Raw genomic sequence first — 17,088 nt, 5'->3', positions numbered from 1 at the left:
GGTCCGCGGTGTTGCCGGGCTCGTCGGGCGCGGTGGCACAGGCTGCCAGCATCAAGGCGGCGGTTGCGGCGGCGAGGGCGCGCAGCCGCATGGAAATTCGTCGGATCACGGGATCTGCTTGCTTCGGGGGCGAAGTGGTTGGCAAAAGACTGCCATGATAGAGGAAACCCTTTGCACAAAGTTCCTCAGCGCCACCAACCTAGGGTCAGTCCCGAGCGGCGGACCGGTCCCGATCCGGCGCCCTGGGGAGCGAACGGACCGGGCCGGAACGACGCCGCGCTAGCGCGGCGCGGCCGAACGGGCGAAGCGGTCGAGCTCGGCAAGCAGGGCGTTCAGATTGCCCTTGAGCTTGTCGAAGCCCTCGCTGCGGGTCAACGCCACTTCGTCCATATACAGCTTGCGATTGATCTCGAGCTGCAGGCTGTGACGGCCGGCCTGGGGCTGGCCGACCACGCGCACGATCTCCACGCCCTTGTAGGGATGGTTGCGCCAGACCTCGTAGCCCATCTCCTTGAGCACGCCTTCCACCAGATCGGTGAACCGCTTGTCGCAGGTGGTGCCGTCGCGGTCGCCGACCACGAAATCCGGATGCTGCAGGCCCGGATGCTCGGTCGCGTATTGCGCCGCTTCGCTCGGCATCGAGTGGCAGTTGATGTGCCACGCGCTGCCGTGCGTCGCCAGCGCGCGGTCGGCCAGCTTCTGCAGCTGGGCGTAGTAGGGCAGGTAGTAGCGCTCGATGCGCGCCTGCACCTCGGCCACGCTCAGCTTGCGATCGTAGATGGCCTCGCCGGTGTCGAGCACGCGCCAGACCAGTCCCTTGCCGAGCCGGGTCTTGGGCGTTTCCTGCATCGGGCCCGGCCACGGGGCGTCGAGCAGGGCCTGGTCGATCTCCTCGATGCCGCGGTTGGCATCGAGGTAGCTGCGCGGAAAGCCCGCGCACAGCAGCGCGATGCCCTGCTTCGGCGCGTCGGCGTACAGCTCGTCGACGAAGGTGTCCTCGGCCTGGCGCAGCAGGTTCAGGGGCAACCCGGCGGCGTAGCGGAAGTCCGCCGGATAGGTGGTCGCGCTATGCGGTGAGTCGAGAAAGAGCGGGCTGCTCTCGCCTTCCGGCAGCTGCAGGAAGTAAGAACGCTCCGCGCTCTTTCGGTCTGCTTCGGTCATGATGCTTGCGGCTTAGTCCATCGAGATCTTGGCGGCGGCGGCGATGCGCTTGTTCTTGGCCACCTCGTTCCGGATCTGCGTGGCGAACTGCGCCGGCGTGTCGCCGACCGGGGTCGCGCCCAGCTTCTCGAACTTCTCCTTGACCTCGGGCATCGCCAGCACCTTGACGGCGGCGTCGTGCAGTTTGGTCTGGATGTCGGCCGGCAGCTTGGCCGGCGCGATCAGGCCGAACCACGACGAGTCGTTGACTTCGGCCAGGCCCAGCTCGGCGAAGGTCGGCACATTCGGCAGCGTGGGGACGCGCTTGGGCGCGGCCACGGCCAGCGCGCGCAGCTTGCCGCCCTGGATGAACGGCAGCGACGACGGCAGGTTGTCGAACAGCACCTGGACCTGGTTTGCCAGCGTGTCGTTCAGCGCCGGGCCGACGCCCTTGTACGGCACGTGCAGCAGCTCGGTCTTGCTGCTCATCTTGAACAGCTCGCCCATCATGTGGGACACGCTGCCGTTGCCGGCCGAGCCGTAGGCCAGCTTGTTCGGCTGCGACTGCGCCAGTGCGATGAAGGCCTTCATGTCGTTGGCCTTGACCGACGGGTGGATGCTCATCACGTTCGGCACCGACGCCAGATTGGTGATGGTGGTGAAGTCCTTGGTGGCGTCGTACTGCAGGCGCGGATAGATCGCCGGGTTGATGCCGTGGGTCGACGCCGTGGCGATGCCGATGGTGTAGCCGTCCGGGGTGGCCTTGGCCAGATAGCTGGTGCCGATGCTGCCGCCGGCGCCGCCGCGGTTGTCGACCACGACGGCCTGGCCCAGTTGCTGGCCCAGCTTGTCGGCGACGATGCGGGCGACGATGTCGGTGGTGCCGCCGGCCGGGAAGGGCACGACCAGCGTGATCGGCTTGGTCGGATACGAACCCTGCGCGGCAGCCTGGAACGACAGGCCGGCGGCCAGGGCGGCCGAGCCGGCAGCGATAAGGCGGAGCATGTTACGGCGTTGCATGAATGATCCTGAAAAGGGAGTCCAACACGAATTGGGGGAAGGGGAAGGGGCGTCGGCAAAGCCCGCCCGTCGTTGCTGTGCTAGAAAGCCTTGTTGTGCTTTGCTTGCGATTCTGCGCAAATCTGCAAGAAACGTGCAAACGAATTAAAATCGCACGGTCATTCCATTTGGTCGTGAAGTCTGGGAAATCGAGGAAGTCGCATGCGGCGCCTATGCCCGTCGTTGACCGGGCTGCAGGCCTTCGAGGCCGCCGCCCGTCATCTCAGTTTTACGCTGGCCGCCCGCGAGCTCCATGTCACGCAGGGTGCGGTCAGCAAGCAGGTCCGCCAGCTCGAGTCGTCGCTGGGCGTGGATCTGTTCGAACGCGTCCGTCAGCGTCTGCTGCTGACCGATGCCGGCCGCCGCTATCTGGAGCGGATCCGGCCCAGCCTGCAGGAGATCGAGGCCGCGACCGTGGAACTGGTCGCCAGCCAGGGCCGCGGCGGCACGCTGCATATCGCCAGCATGCCGACGCTGGGCGCCAAGTGGCTGATTCCGCGGCTGCCGCAGTTCTTCGAGCGCCATCCCGAGGTCACGCTGGAATTCGTGCCGCACGCGCAGGGCTATGACTTCTCGCAGCCGGACCTGGATGCGGCGATCCGCTTCGGCGACGGCGTCTGGCCGGGCAGCCTGGCGGACTACATGACCGGCCGCGAGGTGCTGCCGGTGTGCCGGCCCGGTCTGCTCGCCAACGAGCCGAACGGCGTGGCCGCATCGCCGCGGGCGCTGCTGAACTACCCGCTGCTGCACCATACGACGGTGCCCGAGGCCTGGTCCGACTGGCTGGGCGAGCTCGGCGTGACCACGCGCGAGGCCTGGAGCGGGCCGCGTTTCGATCAGTTCTCGCTGCTGACCCAGGCCGCGCTGTCGGGGCTCGGCATCGCGCTGATCCCGCGCTGCCTGATCGAGCAGGAGCTGGCCAGCGGCGCTTTGGTGGTGGCGCATCCGGCGCGGGTGCTCAGCAAGAAGGGCTATTACCTGTGCTACCCCGAGCAGAAGCAGCATCTGCCGGCGCTGCAGACTTTCCGGCAGTGGCTGATGGAAGGGGTGGACGTGGTGGTGTGAGGGCGCACCGGCTATTTCGACAGCACCTTCATCGCCTGCTCGAGCCCGGCGATGGTGACCGGATACATCCGCGACTTCATGATCTGGTTGATCACCGAAATCGACTGGCGGTACTGCCACAGCCCCTCCGGCTCGGGATTGAGCCAGACGAAGCGGGGGAACTGGTCGATCAGCCGGTTCAGCCAGACCGCGCCCGCCTCGGGGTTGTTGTACTCGACCGAGCCGCCTGGCTGCAGGATCTCGTACGGGCTCATGGTCGCGTCGCCGACGAAGATCACCTTGTAGTCCGGCGTGTATTTGTGGATCAGGTCCCAGGTGGCGATCTTTTCCGCGTGCCGGCGGCGGTTGTTCTTCCACACGTAGTCGTAGACGCAGTTGTGGAAGTAGTAGTACTCCAGATGCTTGAACTCGGTCTTGGCCGCCGAGAACAGTTCCTCGACGCGCTTGATGTGGTCGTCCATCGAGCCGCCGACATCCATCAGCATCAGCACCTTGACCTTGTTATGCCGCTCCGGCCGCAGCTTGATGTCGAGCAGGCCGGCGTTGGCCGCCGTCGAATGGATGGTGTCGTCCAGATCCAGCTCGGTGTCGGCGCCTTCGCGCGCGAACCGGCGCAGCCGCCGCAGCGCGACCTTGATGTTGCGCGTGCCCAGTTCGACCTGGTCGTCGTAGTCTCGATAGGCCCGCGTCTCCCACACCTTGATCGCGGTGCGGTTGCCCTTGGATGGTCCGCCGATGCGGATGCCCTCCGGGTTGTAGCCGCCGTGGCCGAACGGCGAGGTGCCGCCGGTGCCGATCCACTTGTTGCCGCCCTCGTGCTTTTCCTTCTGCTCCTCGAGCAGCTGCTTCAGGCGCTCCATCAGCTTGTCGAGCCCGCCCATCGCCTCGATCTTCGCCTTCTCCTCGGGCGATAGTTCACGCTCCAGTGTCTTCTGCAGCCAGTCGAGCGGGATGTCGGACTTCCAGTCGACCAGATTCTCGACGCCCTTGAAGTACGCGGCGAAGGTCTGGTCGAACTTGTCGAAGTGCTTCTCGTCCTTGACCAGCGTCATGCGCGACAGGTAGTAGAACTCGTCGATCGACGGCGCGATCACCTGGGCCTTCAGCGCCTCCAGCATCGTCAGGTATTCCTTGACGGAGACCGGCAGCTTGGCGTGCCGCAGCGAGAAGAAAAAGTCGATCAGCATGGCGGGTCTCGGTATCGCGATGGGTGGCTGGCTGGGCGAGCGATGAAAGGCCCGGCGCTCAGCGCGGCATCTCCAGCCGGTAATGCAGGTGGCGTTTCACCGTCGGCCATTCGCTGGCAATGATCGAGAAGACCACGGTGTCGCGCAGCGAGCCGTCGGGCATCACCTGATGGTTGCGCAGCACGCCGTCCTGCTTGGCACCCAGGCGCGCGATCGCGGCGCGGCTCTGGTGATTCATCCAGTGCGTGCGGAATTCGACCGCGATGCAGCGCAGCTGCTCGAAGGCATGCGCGAGCAACAGCAGCTTGCACTCGGTGTTGACTGCGGTGCGCTGCACGCTCTGCGCATACCAGGTGTGGCCGATCTCGAGCCGCCGATAGGTTTCGTCGACGTTGAACATGCGCGTCGAGCCCACCACCGGGCCGACCACGCCGTCCTGCACGCGCCGCACCACGAAGGGCATTGCGCCGAGGCGGTCGCGCTGGTCCAGCGCGGTATCGATCCACGCCCGCATGCCGTCGCGCGTCGGCACCGAGGTGTACCACAGCTTCCACAGCTCGCCGTCGCTCGCCGCCGCGCGCAGCTCGGTTTCATGCGCGGCATCGAGCGGTTCGAGCATGACGTGGCGGCCTTCCAGCACGATCGGCGCGATCAGACGGGTCATCGAGGTTCCTGGCGAGGGTTTGGACGTTCGACGGTCGACGAGGGCAGGGCAGCCGTTCAGCGATTGGCGCGGTTCATGAACACCAGCCGCTCGAACAGATGCACGTCCTGCTCGTTCTTCAGCAGCGCGCCGTGCAGCGGCGGGATCGCGGCCTTCTTGTCCGGGCTGCGCAGCGCCTCGGGCGGAATGTCCTCGGCCATCAGCAGCTTGAGCCAGTCGATCAGCTCCGAGGTCGACGGCTTCTTCTTCAGGCCCGGCAGATTGCGCATCTCGTAGAACGCTTCGAGCGCAGCCGACACCAGCTCGCGCTTGATGCCCGGATAGTGGACATCGACGATGCGCTGCATCGTGTCGGCGTCGGGAAACTTGATGTAGTGGAAGAAGCAGCGGCGCAGGAAGGCGTCCGGCAGTTCCTTCTCGTTGTTCGACGTGATGATGACCAGCGGACGGTGTTTCGCGCGGATCAGTTCGCGCGTCTCGTAAACGTAGAACTCCATCCGGTCGATTTCGCGCAGCAGGTCGTTGGGGAATTCGATGTCCGCCTTGTCGATCTCGTCGATCAGCAGCACCACCGGCTCGTCGGACTCGAACGCCTGCCACAGCACGCCCTTGACGATGTAGTTGCGGATGTCGTGCACGCGATCGTCGCCGAGCTGCGAATCGCGCAGGCGCGACACCGCGTCGTATTCGTACAGGCCCTGCTGCGCCTTGGTGGTCGACTTGATATGCCACTGCAGCAGCGGCATGCCCAGCGCGGCGGCGACTTCCTCGGCCAGCATGGTCTTGCCGGTGCCTGGCTCGCCCTTGATCAGCAGCGGACGCTGCAGCGTGCGCGCGGCATTGACGGCCAGCTTCAGGTCGTCGGTGGCCACATAGTGGGCGCTGCCCTCGAAGCGGGCGGAGGGGGCGGCAGAGGCGCCAGCGGCGGCCTGGGCGGTATCGGTCATGTCGCGTTCTGAGGCTTCGTTCGGGTCGGAATGGGCCAGTATAAAAGAGCTTTTCCGTTCGCGTGCGGCCATGGCGCCGCTCTATGGACTGCCGCGTGCCGCGTGCGGTACAATGCGCCGGTTTGACGCGCCCCCACGTCCATCCTCCTTCCCCGGCCGCCCACGTCGCACCCTGGCGGCCCTGGTCGGGAAGCGGCGATCACGAAAGAATGGCCGGCATGACGGTCGATGCGCACGGCCCCGGCCGTGCATTCGGCGGGAGTTCCATGTCTGGCCGCTCGGGCAGGTCACGCAGGGTTCAATCCTTCCAATCCGACTACGACAATGAAAAAGCTCCTCACGATGGTGGTGCTGGGCGCCGCCGCGACGGCAGCGCAGGCCCAGGAAGTCAAGGGCAATGTGGAGGCAGCCCGGGACAAGGTGGCGATGTGTATCGGCTGCCACGGTATTCCGGGATATCGGGCTTCGTTTCCCGAGGTGTACGAAGTGCCGATGATCGGGGGCCAGAGCGCGAAGTACATCGCGAATGCGCTGCAGGAGTACAAGAAGGGCGGCCGCAAGCATCCGACCATGCGCGGCATCGCGGCGACGCTGAGCGACCAGGATATCGCCGACGTGGCTGCGTACTACGCGCAGCAGAAGCGCGATACCCGCGACAATCCGCAGAAGTGAGGGGACCCGACATGAAGACGCTCAAGACGCTCTCGTTCGCGCTCGGCGCACTCGTGCTGGGTGCCTCGGCGATGTCGGCCTCCGCCGCCGATATCGAAGCCGGCAAGGCCCTGGTGCAGAAGGGCAATTGCGCCGCCTGCCACGGCGCCGACATGAACTCGCCGATCGCGCCGGACTATCCGAAGCTGGCCGGCCAGCACGCCAGCTACCTGTATCACGCGCTGGTCGCCTACCAGATCCACGGCAACCCGCAGGTCGGCCGCTCCAACGCGATCATGCAGGGCCAGGTGAACGCCAACCCGGGCGTGGTCGGCAAGGACGGCAAGCCCCGTCCGTTCACGCGCCAGGAGCTCAAGGACATGGCCGCGTATCTCGAATCGCTGCCGGGCGATCTGGTGTTGAAGAGGTAAGCTCGGCCGAATGGAAAAAAAGCCGCTTCGCGTGAAGCGGCTTTTTTATTTGGAACGGTGGAATGGCTGCCGGTTTGCTCCCCTCGCCCACTTGCGGGAGAGGGGCCGGGGGAGAGGGCAAGCGGCGGTGCTCGTGCCGCTTTGGTTTGAAACCACCCCCTCTCCCCAACCCTCTCCCCCTGAAGTGTATGGACCGGGGACATGGGTAACACATGTGCCAGGACATGGGTAACAGTCCAAGGTCCAGGTTAGTCAGCCTGGTGCAGATCGATCGTGGCGACCTTTTGATGGCAGAAGTAGACATCAAAGGTGCCGTCCAGGTCCAGGCACGGGCGCATCGCCACAGGGGTTCCGATCAAGGCTCGCCCGACGCGGAATGTCTTTCCTCGGAAGTGGATGCGCCCACCGTCGCCGACGTATCGCACGATGTCATCGCTGCCGTACTCGATCGGCGGCAGTGTGCTTGGCATTGATCGAGGACTCGGAGCGTAGCGGCTGGCTGGCGTCTGCATATTCAGCGCGTGATGAGGGCGCTTGAAGTTGTAGACATGGCGCCACCGGCTGAAGTGATGCTGGGCATCATCGAGGTCCCGGAAGCGCTGCATGGCCAGCAGCTCAGCCTGCATCGTGCGATGAAAGCGCTCGTCCTTGCCGTTCGTCTGGGGATGCCGAGGTCGGCTGTGACTGAGCCGCACGCCCAAGCGAATGAGCCAGGCGCCCAACGTGGTAAGAGCACCGGGCATTGGAGAGCCCCAGGGCGGGCCGTTGTCCGCGTTGATCCGCTCGGGCAATCCGTAGCGCTTGAACGCATGCTCCAGCGCCTGCTGCACGGATTCAAAGCGTTCATTGCTCAACGCATCGAGCACCACATTGAACCGGGAGTGATCGTCCAGGACGGTGAGCGGATGACATCGCTGAACATCGGTAGCGAAGTGGCCTTTGAAGTCTATTTGCCACAGTGCATTAGGCCGCTCGTGTTCGAAGCGGCGCCACGCCGTGGCCCCGGCGCTGGCCGCCGCACTGATCAAGCCATGGCGGCGCAGCACCCAATTGACCGTGCTGGGGGCGATCTGTACGCCTTCGTCACGCGCCAGCACGCAGGCGATCTTGCGAGCGCCCCAGGCCGAATGCTCAGCTCTTACCGATAACACCCGTTGCTCGATTGCAGCCGGCGTCCGACTCGGACAGCTGTGTGGCCGCCGGGTTCGGTCGTCCAGATCCTCGCGATTCAACCATTTGTAACCGGTCTTGCGACTGATGCCGAAGCGCCGGCATAGCTGCGCGATGTTGGCGTCCGCCCGGCGCGCTAGGCCGACAAATTCTTCCCTCTGCTGCTTCACGGTGGTTTGGCTCCAGGGCAACTTCTTCCTCCCGCTGACTAGGCGGGAAAAGTGTTACCCATGTCCTGGCACACCTGTTACCCATGTCCCCGGTCCATACACCTGAAGGGGAGAGGGAGCAAAGAGGGCGGAATGCTCAGTTTCCGCTGCCCTTCGCCAGGCGCCGAGCCTTGACTGCATTCGCCAGGATCTCCAGCACGCGCACCGAATCGTCCCAGCCGATGCAGGCGTCGGTGACCGACTGGCCGTAGGTCAGCGAGTCGATCGGCGCGCCCTGGACATGGTCCTGGCGGCCCGCGATCAGGTGGGATTCGACCATCACGCCGATGATCCGGTCGTCGCCGGCGGCGAGCTGGCGGCCGATGTCCTCGCAGACCGGGATCTGGTTCTCATGCTTCTTGCTGCTGTTGGCGTGCGAGGCATCGATCATCAGCCGCGCGGCGAGGCCGGCCTTGGAGATCGCGTCGCAGGCCTGCTGCACGCTCTCGGCGTCGTAGTTCGGATTCTTGCCGCCGCGCAGGATGATGTGGCAGTCCTCGTTGCCCGAGGTCGACACGATCGCCGAATGGCCGCCCTTGGTGACCGACAGGAAGTGGTGCGGCTGCGACGCGGCCTTGATCGCATCGACGGCGATCTTGACGTTGCCGTCGGTGCCGTTCTTGAAGCCGACCGGACACGACAGCCCGGAGGCCAGTTCGCGGTGGACCTGCGATTCCGTCGTGCGCGCGCCGATCGCACCCCAGCTGACCAGGTCCGCGATGTACTGCGGCGAAATCATGTCGAGATATTCCGTGCCTGCCGGCAGGCCCATCTCGCTGATATTGAGCAGCAGCTCCCGCGCGGTGCGCAGGCCGTCGTTGATCTTGAAGCTGCCGTCCATGTGCGGATCGTTGATCAGCCCCTTCCAGCCGACCGTGGTGCGCGGCTTCTCGAAGTAGACCCGCATCACGACCTCGAGCTCGTTGCTGAAGCGATCGCGCTGCTCCTTGAGCAGCTTGGCGTATTCGAGCGCGGCGCGGGTGTCGTGGATCGAGCAGGGCCCGATGATGACGATCAGCCGGTCGTCCATGCCATGCAGGATGCGGTGCATCGCCTGGCGCGCGCCGTAGATGACGTCCGACGCCTTCTCCGACAGCGAGAACTCGCGGATCAGGTGCGCCGGCGGCAGCAGCTCCTTCAGTTCGCGAATACGCAGGTCGTCGGTGTTCTTCAACATGATGGCTCCAGGTCTTGTCAGGTCGTGAGGGTAGGGGATATTCGGGTGCCGGCGGAGGGCGTCGGGAAAGTCGGGCCAAAAAAAAGCCGCCAGGTCTGCTGGCGGCTTTCTTGCAATCTTGGGAGGCGCTTACGACTGATCCTCTCCTTCCGCCAGCGGTGCGAGATCGCTAAAAAAGTAAAAGTAAAACTTGGCGGACATGCGGGAGGAAAGTACGGTGATCAGTCGGTTTTGGCGCTATCGATTCTGTACGGCTTCTGTATCGCACGCGACGGAGCGTGCTGCGCCGACGACGAAGCCACTTTATAGCCCGTTTCGGCACGCTTGGCAAGCGCGCCGAAACGCCCGGGCGGCGCCGGTTGTGGCGTCCGCGCAGCAGCGGCGCCGACGCGCGCCGCCATCAGGCGGTGCCGCCCACCGTCATGTTTTCGATGCGCAGCGTGGGCTGGCCGACGCCGACCGGCACGCTCTGGCCTTCCTTGCCGCAGACGCCGACGCCCGAGTCCAGCCGCATGTCGTTGCCGATCATCGTGACATCCTTCAGCGATTCGGGACCGTTGCCGACCAGCGTCGCGCCCTTGACCGGCGCGGTGATCTTGCCGTCCTCGATCAGATAGGCCTCGCTGGCCGAGAACACGAACTTGCCGTTGGTGATGTCGACCTGGCCGCCGCCGAAGTTGACCGCATACAGGCCGCGCTTGACGCTGGCGATGATCTCCTGCGGGTCGCGGTCGCCGTTGAGCATGTAGGTGTTGGTCATACGCGGCATCGGCAGCGCGGCGAAGCTCTCGCGGCGCGCGTTGCCGGTCACCGGCATCTTCATCAGCCGCGCGTTCAGCGTGTCCTGGATATAGCCGCGCAGGATGCCGTCCTCGATCAGCGTGGTGCACTGGGTCGGGTTGCCTTCGTCGTCGAGGTTCAGCGAACCGCGGCGGCCCTCCAGCGTGCCGTCGTCGACCACGGTGACGCCCTTGGCCGCGACGCGCTCGCCCATGCGGCCGGCGAAGGCCGACGAGCCCTTGCGGTTGAAGTCGCCTTCCAGGCCGTGGCCGACCGCCTCGTGCAGCAGCACGCCGGGCCAGCCCGGGCCGAGCACGACGGTCATTGCGCCGGCCGGGGCGGGGCGCGCCTCCAGGTTGACCAGCGCCGACGACACCGCCTCGTCGACATAGCCGCGCAGCAGTTCGTCGGTGAAGTAGCCGTAGTGGTAGCGGCCGCCGCCGCCCGAGGTGCCCATCTCGCGGCGGCCGTTCTGCTCGGCGATCACCGTGACCGACACGCGCACCAGCGGCCGCACGTCGGCGGCGATCACGCCGTCGCTGCGGGCGATCAGCACCACGTCGTATTCGCCCGCCAGGCCCGCCATTACCTGCACGATGCGCGGATCCTTGGCGCGCGCCATCTTCTCGACGCGCTCGAGCAGCGCGACCTTCTCGGCGGCCGGCATCGAATCGAGCGGATCGTTGGGCGCGTACAGGTCGCGGCCGCCGTGCGAGGCCAGCGAGCCGGCCACCTTGGTGCGGCCGCTGCCGACCTTGCCGATGGTGCGGGTCGCGGCGCTGGCCTGCAGCAGCGCTTCCAGGCTGATCTCGTCGGAGTAGGCGAAGGCGGTGCGGTCGCCCGACACGGCGCGCACGCCGACGCCCTGGTCGATATTGAAGCTGCCCGACTTGACGATGCCTTCTTCGAGGCTCCAGGCCTCGCTGCGGGTGTACTGGAAATACAGGTCGGCGTAGTCGACCTTGTGCGTGAAGATGTCGGCCAGCACGCGCTGCAGCCGGGCTTCGTCGAGCCCGTACGGGTTCAGCAGCAGCTGCTGTGCGGTGGCGAGATTGCGGATTCCGAGATCGCCGGCGTTCATTGAATGTCCTCTGTTGGATTCGGTGTCGCGCTGCCCGGCATCGGGCCGGCAGCCGCAAGGGTGGGGCGCCGGCGGGTGCGGCGCCCATGTGTTCGGCAGGTCCTGCGGGTGTCCATGCTACAGCACCCGGTGCCGCAGCGCAGGCAGGTTCTGCCGCACTTCCGCGATGCGCGCCGGGTCCAGCGTGCCGCTGACCACGCCTTCGCCCTCGGGCAGCATGGCAAGCACCTCGCCCCAGGGATCGACCAGCATCGAATGGCCCCAGGTGCGGCGGCCGTTCTCGTGCTTGCCGCCCTGGGCCGCGGCCAGCACATAGCACTGGTTCTCGATCGCGCGGGCGCGCAGCAGGATTTCCCAGTGCGCCTGGCCCGTGGTGTAGGTGAAGGCGGCCGGCATCAGGATCAAGGCCAGGCCGTTCTCGCTGTCGGTGCTCGCCATCTGCCGATACAGCTCGGGAAAGCGCAGGTCGTAGCAGACCGACATCGCGACCCGGCCGCACGGCGCATCGAAGGTGATCGGCTTGCGGCCGGCGAGGATGGTGCGCGACTCGTCGTAGCGTTCCTCGCCGCGGGTGAAGCCGAACAGGTGGATCTTGTCGTAGCGCGCCACCCGTTCGCCGTGCGGATCGAAGGCCAGCGAACTGTTGTGGACGCGCTGGTCGTCCTCGCACCATAGCGGCAGCGTGCCGCCCACCAGCCAGATGCCGTGACGCCGCGCCGCATCGGCCAGGAAGCGCTGGATCGGCCCGTCGCCATCCTGCTCGCGCACCGCGACCTTGTCGCTCTCCTGGCGGCCCATCAGGCAGAAATACTCGGGCAGCAGCACCAGTTCGGCGCCGCCGCGCGCGGCCTCGGCGATCAGCGCGTCGGCGCGCGCCAGATTGGCGTCGAGCGCGGTGCCGGTCACGGTCTGGATCGCCGCAACGCGCATCGCACGCATCGCGCGCGGTGCCGCGGAGCCGGAGGCGGCAGGGCTGGTTGGCGTGGTGGCAGGATCGGCGGCTGGCATGGCATTTCCTCGGCGCGCGATGGCACGCAATTACGGCATATAGGATTGCTCGGGCTGGCGACGGTCGGGGGCCCGGCGCTGCCCGTCGGCGCTATTGTCCCCCACCTTGGCGATACGCGGCTCGGCCCAGCTTCCGGTGACCTTGTAGTGCTGCGTGAAGGCCTTGGAGAACTCGTCGGCGAACAGCAATTGCGCCGCCAGCGTGCCGATCCCCAGGGCCGGATTGATGAAGGCGGCGGCGACCGACGCCGAGGTCGCGTTGATGCGCGGAACCAGCGCGACCTCGAGATCCTGCGTTTCCTGAGGAAGGTTGGCGCTGCCCGTCATCGCCGCGCTGACCTGCGGACTCTTCAGGCGGAAGTCGCTGGTGCTCGCGATGCCGTTCTCGATGGTGCCGGTCGCGCTGATCTCGTCGAACACCAGGCCCTCGCCGGCGATGCCGCGAAAGTCCAGCGTCACCAGCCGCATCACGCTTTGCAGGCTGAGCACGCCCAGCAGCTTGGCGGCGCCGGGCTCGACGCTGACGATCTGGCCGTTCTCGAGCTTCAACGCCATGCGGCCGTTCAGCGAGGCATAGTCGATCGCCAGCGGCGAGCCGATCCAGCGGATGCGGCCCTCGAGCTTGCCCTTGCCGTCGCGCAGCGTATGGGGCATGCCGAGCCGGTCGAGCACGTCGCCGGCGTTGCGCACGTCGACGTTGAAGCTCAGCAGCGTGCGGCGCTGGCCGCCGGCCTTGCCGCTGTCGCGCACACGCCGCGGCACGCGCCAACTGCCCTGGCCGGTGAAGGTGGCGCCGGGTTGTTCGAGCGTCAGCGATTCGAGCGTCCAGACCGGTTCGCCATTGTCCAGCGCGCTGTGCGCCTTGACCTGCAGCTTGCCGAAGTCGTGGCCGCGCAGTTCGAAGCGCTCGGCCTGCAGGTCGATCGACGGCAGCTCCTCGATCTGTCCCGCCAGCGCGTCGGCCACCTTGCTGGTGTCCTGGCTGTCGGGGATGTTCAGCCGCGACAGCCGCAGCGTCAGCGCGCCGCCCGGGCTGGACGGCACCGCGCGCCATTGCATCTGGCCGGCGATCTGCCGCGAGTCCAGCCGGAATTGCCAGCCGGGATCGCCGGACTGCGGCGCGCGCACGGCGTCCAGCGTCACGTCGTCGAGCTCGCGTCCGAAGGCCAGCAGCGTACGCGATCGTGCAGTGATGCGCTCCGGCAGGTAGGCCGCGGTGGTCGGTTCGCCGGCCCCGCCGCCCCCGTCTTTGGAGGGCGCGTTGCCCGGGCCGCTCGCCAGGGCCGCGCGCCAGCCGTCCAGATCGAAACGGTCGACCGCCAGGGCGGCAGCGACGCCGGTGGCGGGCGTGGGCGCGGGTTGGCCGATGCCGATACCGCCATTGACCACCTGGACGCCGCCAGCGCCACGGCGCAGCAGATAGCGCGCGCTGAGCATCGTGCCGTACTGCAGTTCGAGTTCTTCGTGGCCGGCGCGGCCGGCGAGCGGGCGCAGTTCGAAGCGCAGCGGCGCCGGTTGTCCGGCCGGCTTGGCCAGCGGCGCCGGCAGGTCGACCGCCATGCCGGCCAGGTCGGCGGTGAACGAGACCACCGGCTGGCGCTCGCGCACGCCGATCACGGCCTGGTAGCTGGCATTGCCGTCGAAGCGGCGTGCCAGCGGCGTCAAGCCGGCGCCGGCCAGCGCCTCTGCGATGCCGCGCGAGTTGGCACTGCCGGCGGCGGTCACGCGCACCGTGCCGTCGGACTGGGTACCGCCGCTGGCGCGCACCTCGCCGCCGAGCAGGCGCGCCCGCACCGCATCGAGCTGGAAGCCGTGCTCGTTGAAGGCCACCGTGCCGGTGGCGCCGCCCAGCATCGGCAGGCCCGGCGCCAGCACCACATCGTTGCCGGTCAGGCGGTACTGGCCCTCGACCTTGCTGCGGGCGGCATCGGCCAGCGGCAGATCGACCTTGAGCCGCAGTTCGCCATTGCCCTGGCCGCGGGCCTCGCCAGTGAAATTGCCGGTCCACTCGCGCACCGGGCTGCTGGCGACATAGCGCAGGAAGCCCTGCATCGGGCCGCTGGCGCTGCCGTCCAGCGTCAGCCGCCCGCGGTGGTCCAGCTCGTCGATGCGGCCCTTGATGTCGCGCAACGCGACGCCGGCGATGCCCTGTACCGAGGCGCGCTCGACCGTCAGCCCCATCGCGCCGCGCTCGAATTGCAGGCTGCCGTCGATCTCGGTGAACAGCGGCCATAGCGGCTTGCCGTCCGGGCCGTGCGGGTCGATCTGGTAGGACGCCTGCCGCAGCGGCACGTCGACGCGGAAGTCGCCATGCCGGGCGGCGTCGCCGTGGAACGGGAAGTGGGCGAGGTCGCCCCTGACCTGGAAGCGCACCGCCTCGGACTGGCCCCCGGCCAGCGCGCCGGACAGATAGTGGCGCGTGCTGGCGGGCACATGCAGCGGCAGGTAGCGAGGCACGCGGGCAATCTGCGCGCGATCGAGCTGGCCATCGAGGTCGGCGATGCCGGCGTGGCCGTCGCCGCCTTCACGCCAGTTGCCGCGCACGGTGCCGGCCGTATCGGCGTTGGCGAAGCGGATGCCGTCGGTGCGCACCACCAGCTTGCCGCCTTCCCGGCGCCACTGGAACGCACCGGCCAGTTCGTCGAAGGGCAGGCGCGGGTCCTCGAACACGCCGGGGAAGGTCAGCGTCGCCTGGGTGCCCTCGAAGCGCGCGTTGCCGCCCTGCTGGTCGAAGGAGAAGTTGCCGGACAGGCCGCTGAAGCCCGGCACGCCGAGGTTTGCATGGCCGTCCTTGTCGAACGCCGGTTCGGCGGGTTGTTCGCGGACCGACACGTTGCGCAGCGTGCCCTGGACCCGATAGCGGGCGGGACCGCCTTGCCGCTGCAGCAGGCCCCCGCGCTCCCGGCTCCAGTCGATGTCGAGGTTGTCGAGCCGCCCCGACGGCCGCAGCGCGCGGACCTGGCGGGCCAGTGCGGTATCGAGCGGCATCGCGGTCGACAGCGCGCGCAGCGCGTCCAGGTCGAGCGTCGGCGCCTTCAGCGCCAGCCGGCGCAGCACGCCTTTGTCGTCGCGCGCCCAGCGCAGCGTGACGCGGCGCATGCCCTCTCGCCAGGCGCCGCCGGTGGCCTGCGCCTGCGCGCCGGCGGGCTCCCACAGCAGCGTGTCGACGGTCAGCTGGTTGTCGGCGCCTTCGCGCCGATGCAGCAGCAGCGCCTGCGACTGATTCAGCCGCAACGGTTCGGCGGCCCCCGTCAGGCGCAGATCGACCGCGTTGGCGCGCAGCCGTGCCTGGCTGCGCAGCATCTCGCCGTTGGCGAATTCGATGGTGCCGTCGCTGCTCAGCACGCCGCTGTCGACCTGCTCGAACAGGCTCAGATAGCGCTGCACCGCCGGCAGCTGCAGCTGGCCGATATCCCAGCTGGCCTGGCCGCGCCAGTTGCGCCAGTCGCCGGGGGCATGCAGATAGGTATGGCGGAAGGTGCCGGTGACCACCAGCGGGCGCGCGGCCAGCGCGGCCGAGCGCGCCTCCAGCCGCAGGTCGTGGCGGGCGCCGCTGCGGGTCGAGCGCAGCAGGATGTCGCCGACCTCCAGCACCGGCAGGCCGCGCTGTTCGTCGAGCCAGCGGACCTTGCCGCCGGTCAGCGTGACCGATCCCTGCGCCAGCAGCCAGTCGAGGAAGCGATGATCGTCGCCGCTGCGGTCCTGGGTCCGGACGGGCATGCCGGCGATCGCCAGCCGGCCCTGCGCAGAGCGGTGCACCAGCACGTCGGCGTGGTTGGCGTCGAAGCGGGCAAAGCGCAGTTCCAGCGCGGCCAGCGAGTGCCAGGACAGGGCGCCCTGCAGCGTCTCGGCCGACAGCAGCACGCGTTGCTGGTCGTCGACCAGCCGCACGCCGCGGGCATGAAAGGCCGGATGCCAGCCGTCCCAGGAAGTTTCCAGCGCGGCGATGGTCAGATGGCCCGACAGCGCCGCGGATCCCCGTTCCTCGAGCCAGGCCCGCGCACCGGCAGCCTGCGGCCACAGCACGAAACGCATCAGCAGCATCAGCACGGCCGCCAGCGCGGCCAGCGCGACGCCGGCACGCAGCAGCCAGCGGGCGATCCGCCCCCAGCAGCGGTGGCGCAGCGTGGCGGCGACGGCGCGGCCGATGGCGCGCGGCGACGCGGCGAGGCGATCCGCGACGCGGCGCCATGCCGAGGTCGAAGACGACTTGCCGGAGGAGGAAGACGGAGAAGACGAGGAGGCGGCGGAGGTGGCGGAGCCGGGACCGTGGGCGGCGGCGCTCGCGGCGCCCGCCGGCCCTGGGGTTGCTGCCGCGCCGCTGGACGGGGTGTGGCGTTCGGCGGGTGGGGTGGCGCGGCTGGACATGCGCAGATTATCCGACAATACTAGCCGCTCTCCAATTCGAAGCCAGCCCGGGCGGCGTTACCGGTGGCGCATGGTTCCTCGCGCGGCGTTCCTCTGCCGCGATCCATCCAAGTGACAGGAATGACTTCCCCAGATATCGCGAGTTCCCAGG

Annotated in this window: 13 protein-coding genes; 3 read left to right on the top strand and 10 right to left on the bottom strand. The window is 67.7% G+C overall.

Translation table 11 applies throughout. The features are described 5' to 3' along the window. Positions 1–279: 279 nt before the first annotated feature. Together HTY53_RS07525 and HTY53_RS07520 are read right to left on the bottom strand one after the other, a co-directional pair. On the bottom strand, positions 280–1,161 hold the full coding sequence (locus HTY53_RS07525; protein ID WP_174105866.1) for an N-formylglutamate amidohydrolase: 882 nt from the start codon (positions 1,159–1,161) through the stop codon (positions 280–282). 12 nt (positions 1,162–1,173) lie between these two features. Next, complete coding sequence (locus tag HTY53_RS07520) at positions 1,174–2,160, bottom strand: Bug family tripartite tricarboxylate transporter substrate binding protein (RefSeq protein WP_174105865.1); 987 nt, start codon at positions 2,158–2,160, stop codon at positions 1,174–1,176. 201 nt (positions 2,161–2,361) lie between these two features. Between HTY53_RS07520 and gcvA the strand changes: the two genes are divergently transcribed. Then, entirely contained in the window at positions 2,362–3,264 is a 903-nt protein-coding gene (gene gcvA / locus HTY53_RS07515) for a transcriptional regulator GcvA (protein ID WP_174105864.1), read from the top strand. An 11-nt stretch (positions 3,265–3,275) separates the two neighbouring features. Here gcvA and HTY53_RS07510 read toward each other — a convergent pair whose 3' ends face one another. Genes HTY53_RS07510 through HTY53_RS07500 form a run of 3 tightly spaced genes read right to left on the bottom strand, consistent with a single transcriptional unit; the run spans position 3,276 to position 6,062 of the window. Continuing rightward, positions 3,276–4,451, bottom strand: coding sequence for a vWA domain-containing protein (locus HTY53_RS07510; RefSeq protein WP_174105863.1), 1,176 nt, complete (start codon positions 4,449–4,451; stop codon positions 3,276–3,278). A 58-nt stretch (positions 4,452–4,509) separates the two neighbouring features. Next, positions 4,510–5,115 carry a GNAT family N-acetyltransferase gene (locus HTY53_RS07505; protein WP_174105862.1) on the bottom strand — a complete coding sequence of 202 codons (606 nt, stop codon included), beginning with the start codon at positions 5,113–5,115 and terminating at the stop codon, positions 4,510–4,512. 56 nt (positions 5,116–5,171) lie between these two features. After that, a complete protein-coding gene (locus HTY53_RS07500) occupies positions 5,172–6,062 on the bottom strand; it encodes an AAA family ATPase (protein WP_053821478.1) in 891 nt (296 codons plus the stop codon). A 324-nt stretch (positions 6,063–6,386) separates the two neighbouring features. Between HTY53_RS07500 and HTY53_RS07495 the strand changes: the two genes are divergently transcribed. Beyond that, on the top strand, positions 6,387–6,734 hold the full coding sequence (locus tag HTY53_RS07495; protein ID WP_006578948.1) for a c-type cytochrome: 348 nt from the start codon (positions 6,387–6,389) through the stop codon (positions 6,732–6,734). An 11-nt stretch (positions 6,735–6,745) separates the two neighbouring features. Continuing rightward, a complete protein-coding gene (locus HTY53_RS07490) occupies positions 6,746–7,144 on the top strand; it encodes a c-type cytochrome (protein WP_174105861.1) in 399 nt (132 codons plus the stop codon). 248 nt (positions 7,145–7,392) lie between these two features. Here HTY53_RS07490 and HTY53_RS07485 read toward each other — a convergent pair whose 3' ends face one another. The 5 genes from HTY53_RS07485 to HTY53_RS07465 all read right to left on the bottom strand — a co-directional run bounded on the left by HTY53_RS07485 (position 7,393) and on the right by HTY53_RS07465 (position 16,937). Continuing rightward, positions 7,393–8,505 carry an IS481 family transposase gene (locus tag HTY53_RS07485; RefSeq protein WP_174105860.1) on the bottom strand — a complete coding sequence of 371 codons (1,113 nt, stop codon included), beginning with the start codon at positions 8,503–8,505 and terminating at the stop codon, positions 7,393–7,395. Positions 8,506–8,620: 115 nt separating this feature from the next. Then, the gene (gene aroG / locus HTY53_RS07480) at positions 8,621–9,700 is read right to left on the bottom strand and encodes a 3-deoxy-7-phosphoheptulonate synthase AroG (RefSeq protein ID WP_174105859.1); all 1,080 of its coding nucleotides are present in this window, start codon (positions 9,698–9,700) and stop codon (positions 8,621–8,623) included. Positions 9,701–10,100: 400 nt separating this feature from the next. Next, positions 10,101–11,561: a metalloprotease TldD gene (gene tldD / locus HTY53_RS07475; protein WP_174105858.1), complete on the bottom strand. Its 1,461-nt coding sequence runs from the start codon at positions 11,559–11,561 to the stop codon at positions 10,101–10,103. A 117-nt stretch (positions 11,562–11,678) separates the two neighbouring features. Further along, positions 11,679–12,500, bottom strand: a complete 822-nt coding sequence (locus tag HTY53_RS07470; RefSeq protein WP_174105893.1) for a carbon-nitrogen hydrolase family protein — start codon at positions 12,498–12,500, stop codon at positions 11,679–11,681. 99 nt (positions 12,501–12,599) lie between these two features. After that, a complete protein-coding gene (locus HTY53_RS07465) occupies positions 12,600–16,937 on the bottom strand; it encodes a YhdP family protein (RefSeq protein ID WP_174105857.1) in 4,338 nt (1,445 codons plus the stop codon). Positions 16,938–17,088 lie beyond the last annotated feature (151 nt).

The organism is Cupriavidus gilardii (assembly GCF_013314895.1).
GTDB classification, from domain to species: domain Bacteria; phylum Pseudomonadota; class Gammaproteobacteria; order Burkholderiales; family Burkholderiaceae; genus Cupriavidus; species Cupriavidus gilardii_C.
Note: the sequence above shows the minus strand (reverse complement) of the source record. Positions and strands in the feature narration are given on the sequence as shown.

Coding starts and splice junctions, on each gene's coding strand:
- HTY53_RS07525 (WP_174105866.1), bottom strand. CDS start 1,161: ATGACCGAAGCAGACCGAAAGAGCGCGGAGCGTTCTTACTTCCTGCAG.
- tldD (WP_174105858.1), bottom strand. CDS start 11,561: ATGAACGCCGGCGATCTCGGAATCCGCAATCTCGCCACCGCACAGCAG.
- HTY53_RS07495 (WP_006578948.1), top strand. CDS start 6,387: ATGAAAAAGCTCCTCACGATGGTGGTGCTGGGCGCCGCCGCGACGGCA.
- HTY53_RS07470 (WP_174105893.1), bottom strand. CDS start 12,500: ATGCGTGCGATGCGCGTTGCGGCGATCCAGACCGTGACCGGCACCGCG.
- HTY53_RS07520 (WP_174105865.1), bottom strand. CDS start 2,160: ATGCAACGCCGTAACATGCTCCGCCTTATCGCTGCCGGCTCGGCCGCC.
- HTY53_RS07505 (WP_174105862.1), bottom strand. CDS start 5,115: ATGACCCGTCTGATCGCGCCGATCGTGCTGGAAGGCCGCCACGTCATG.
- HTY53_RS07465 (WP_174105857.1), bottom strand. CDS start 16,937: ATGTCCAGCCGCGCCACCCCACCCGCCGAACGCCACACCCCGTCCAGC.
- gcvA (WP_174105864.1), top strand. CDS start 2,362: ATGCGGCGCCTATGCCCGTCGTTGACCGGGCTGCAGGCCTTCGAGGCC.
- aroG (WP_174105859.1), bottom strand. CDS start 9,700: ATGTTGAAGAACACCGACGACCTGCGTATTCGCGAACTGAAGGAGCTG.
- HTY53_RS07490 (WP_174105861.1), top strand. CDS start 6,746: ATGAAGACGCTCAAGACGCTCTCGTTCGCGCTCGGCGCACTCGTGCTG.
- HTY53_RS07500 (WP_053821478.1), bottom strand. CDS start 6,062: ATGACCGATACCGCCCAGGCCGCCGCTGGCGCCTCTGCCGCCCCCTCC.
- HTY53_RS07510 (WP_174105863.1), bottom strand. CDS start 4,451: ATGCTGATCGACTTTTTCTTCTCGCTGCGGCACGCCAAGCTGCCGGTC.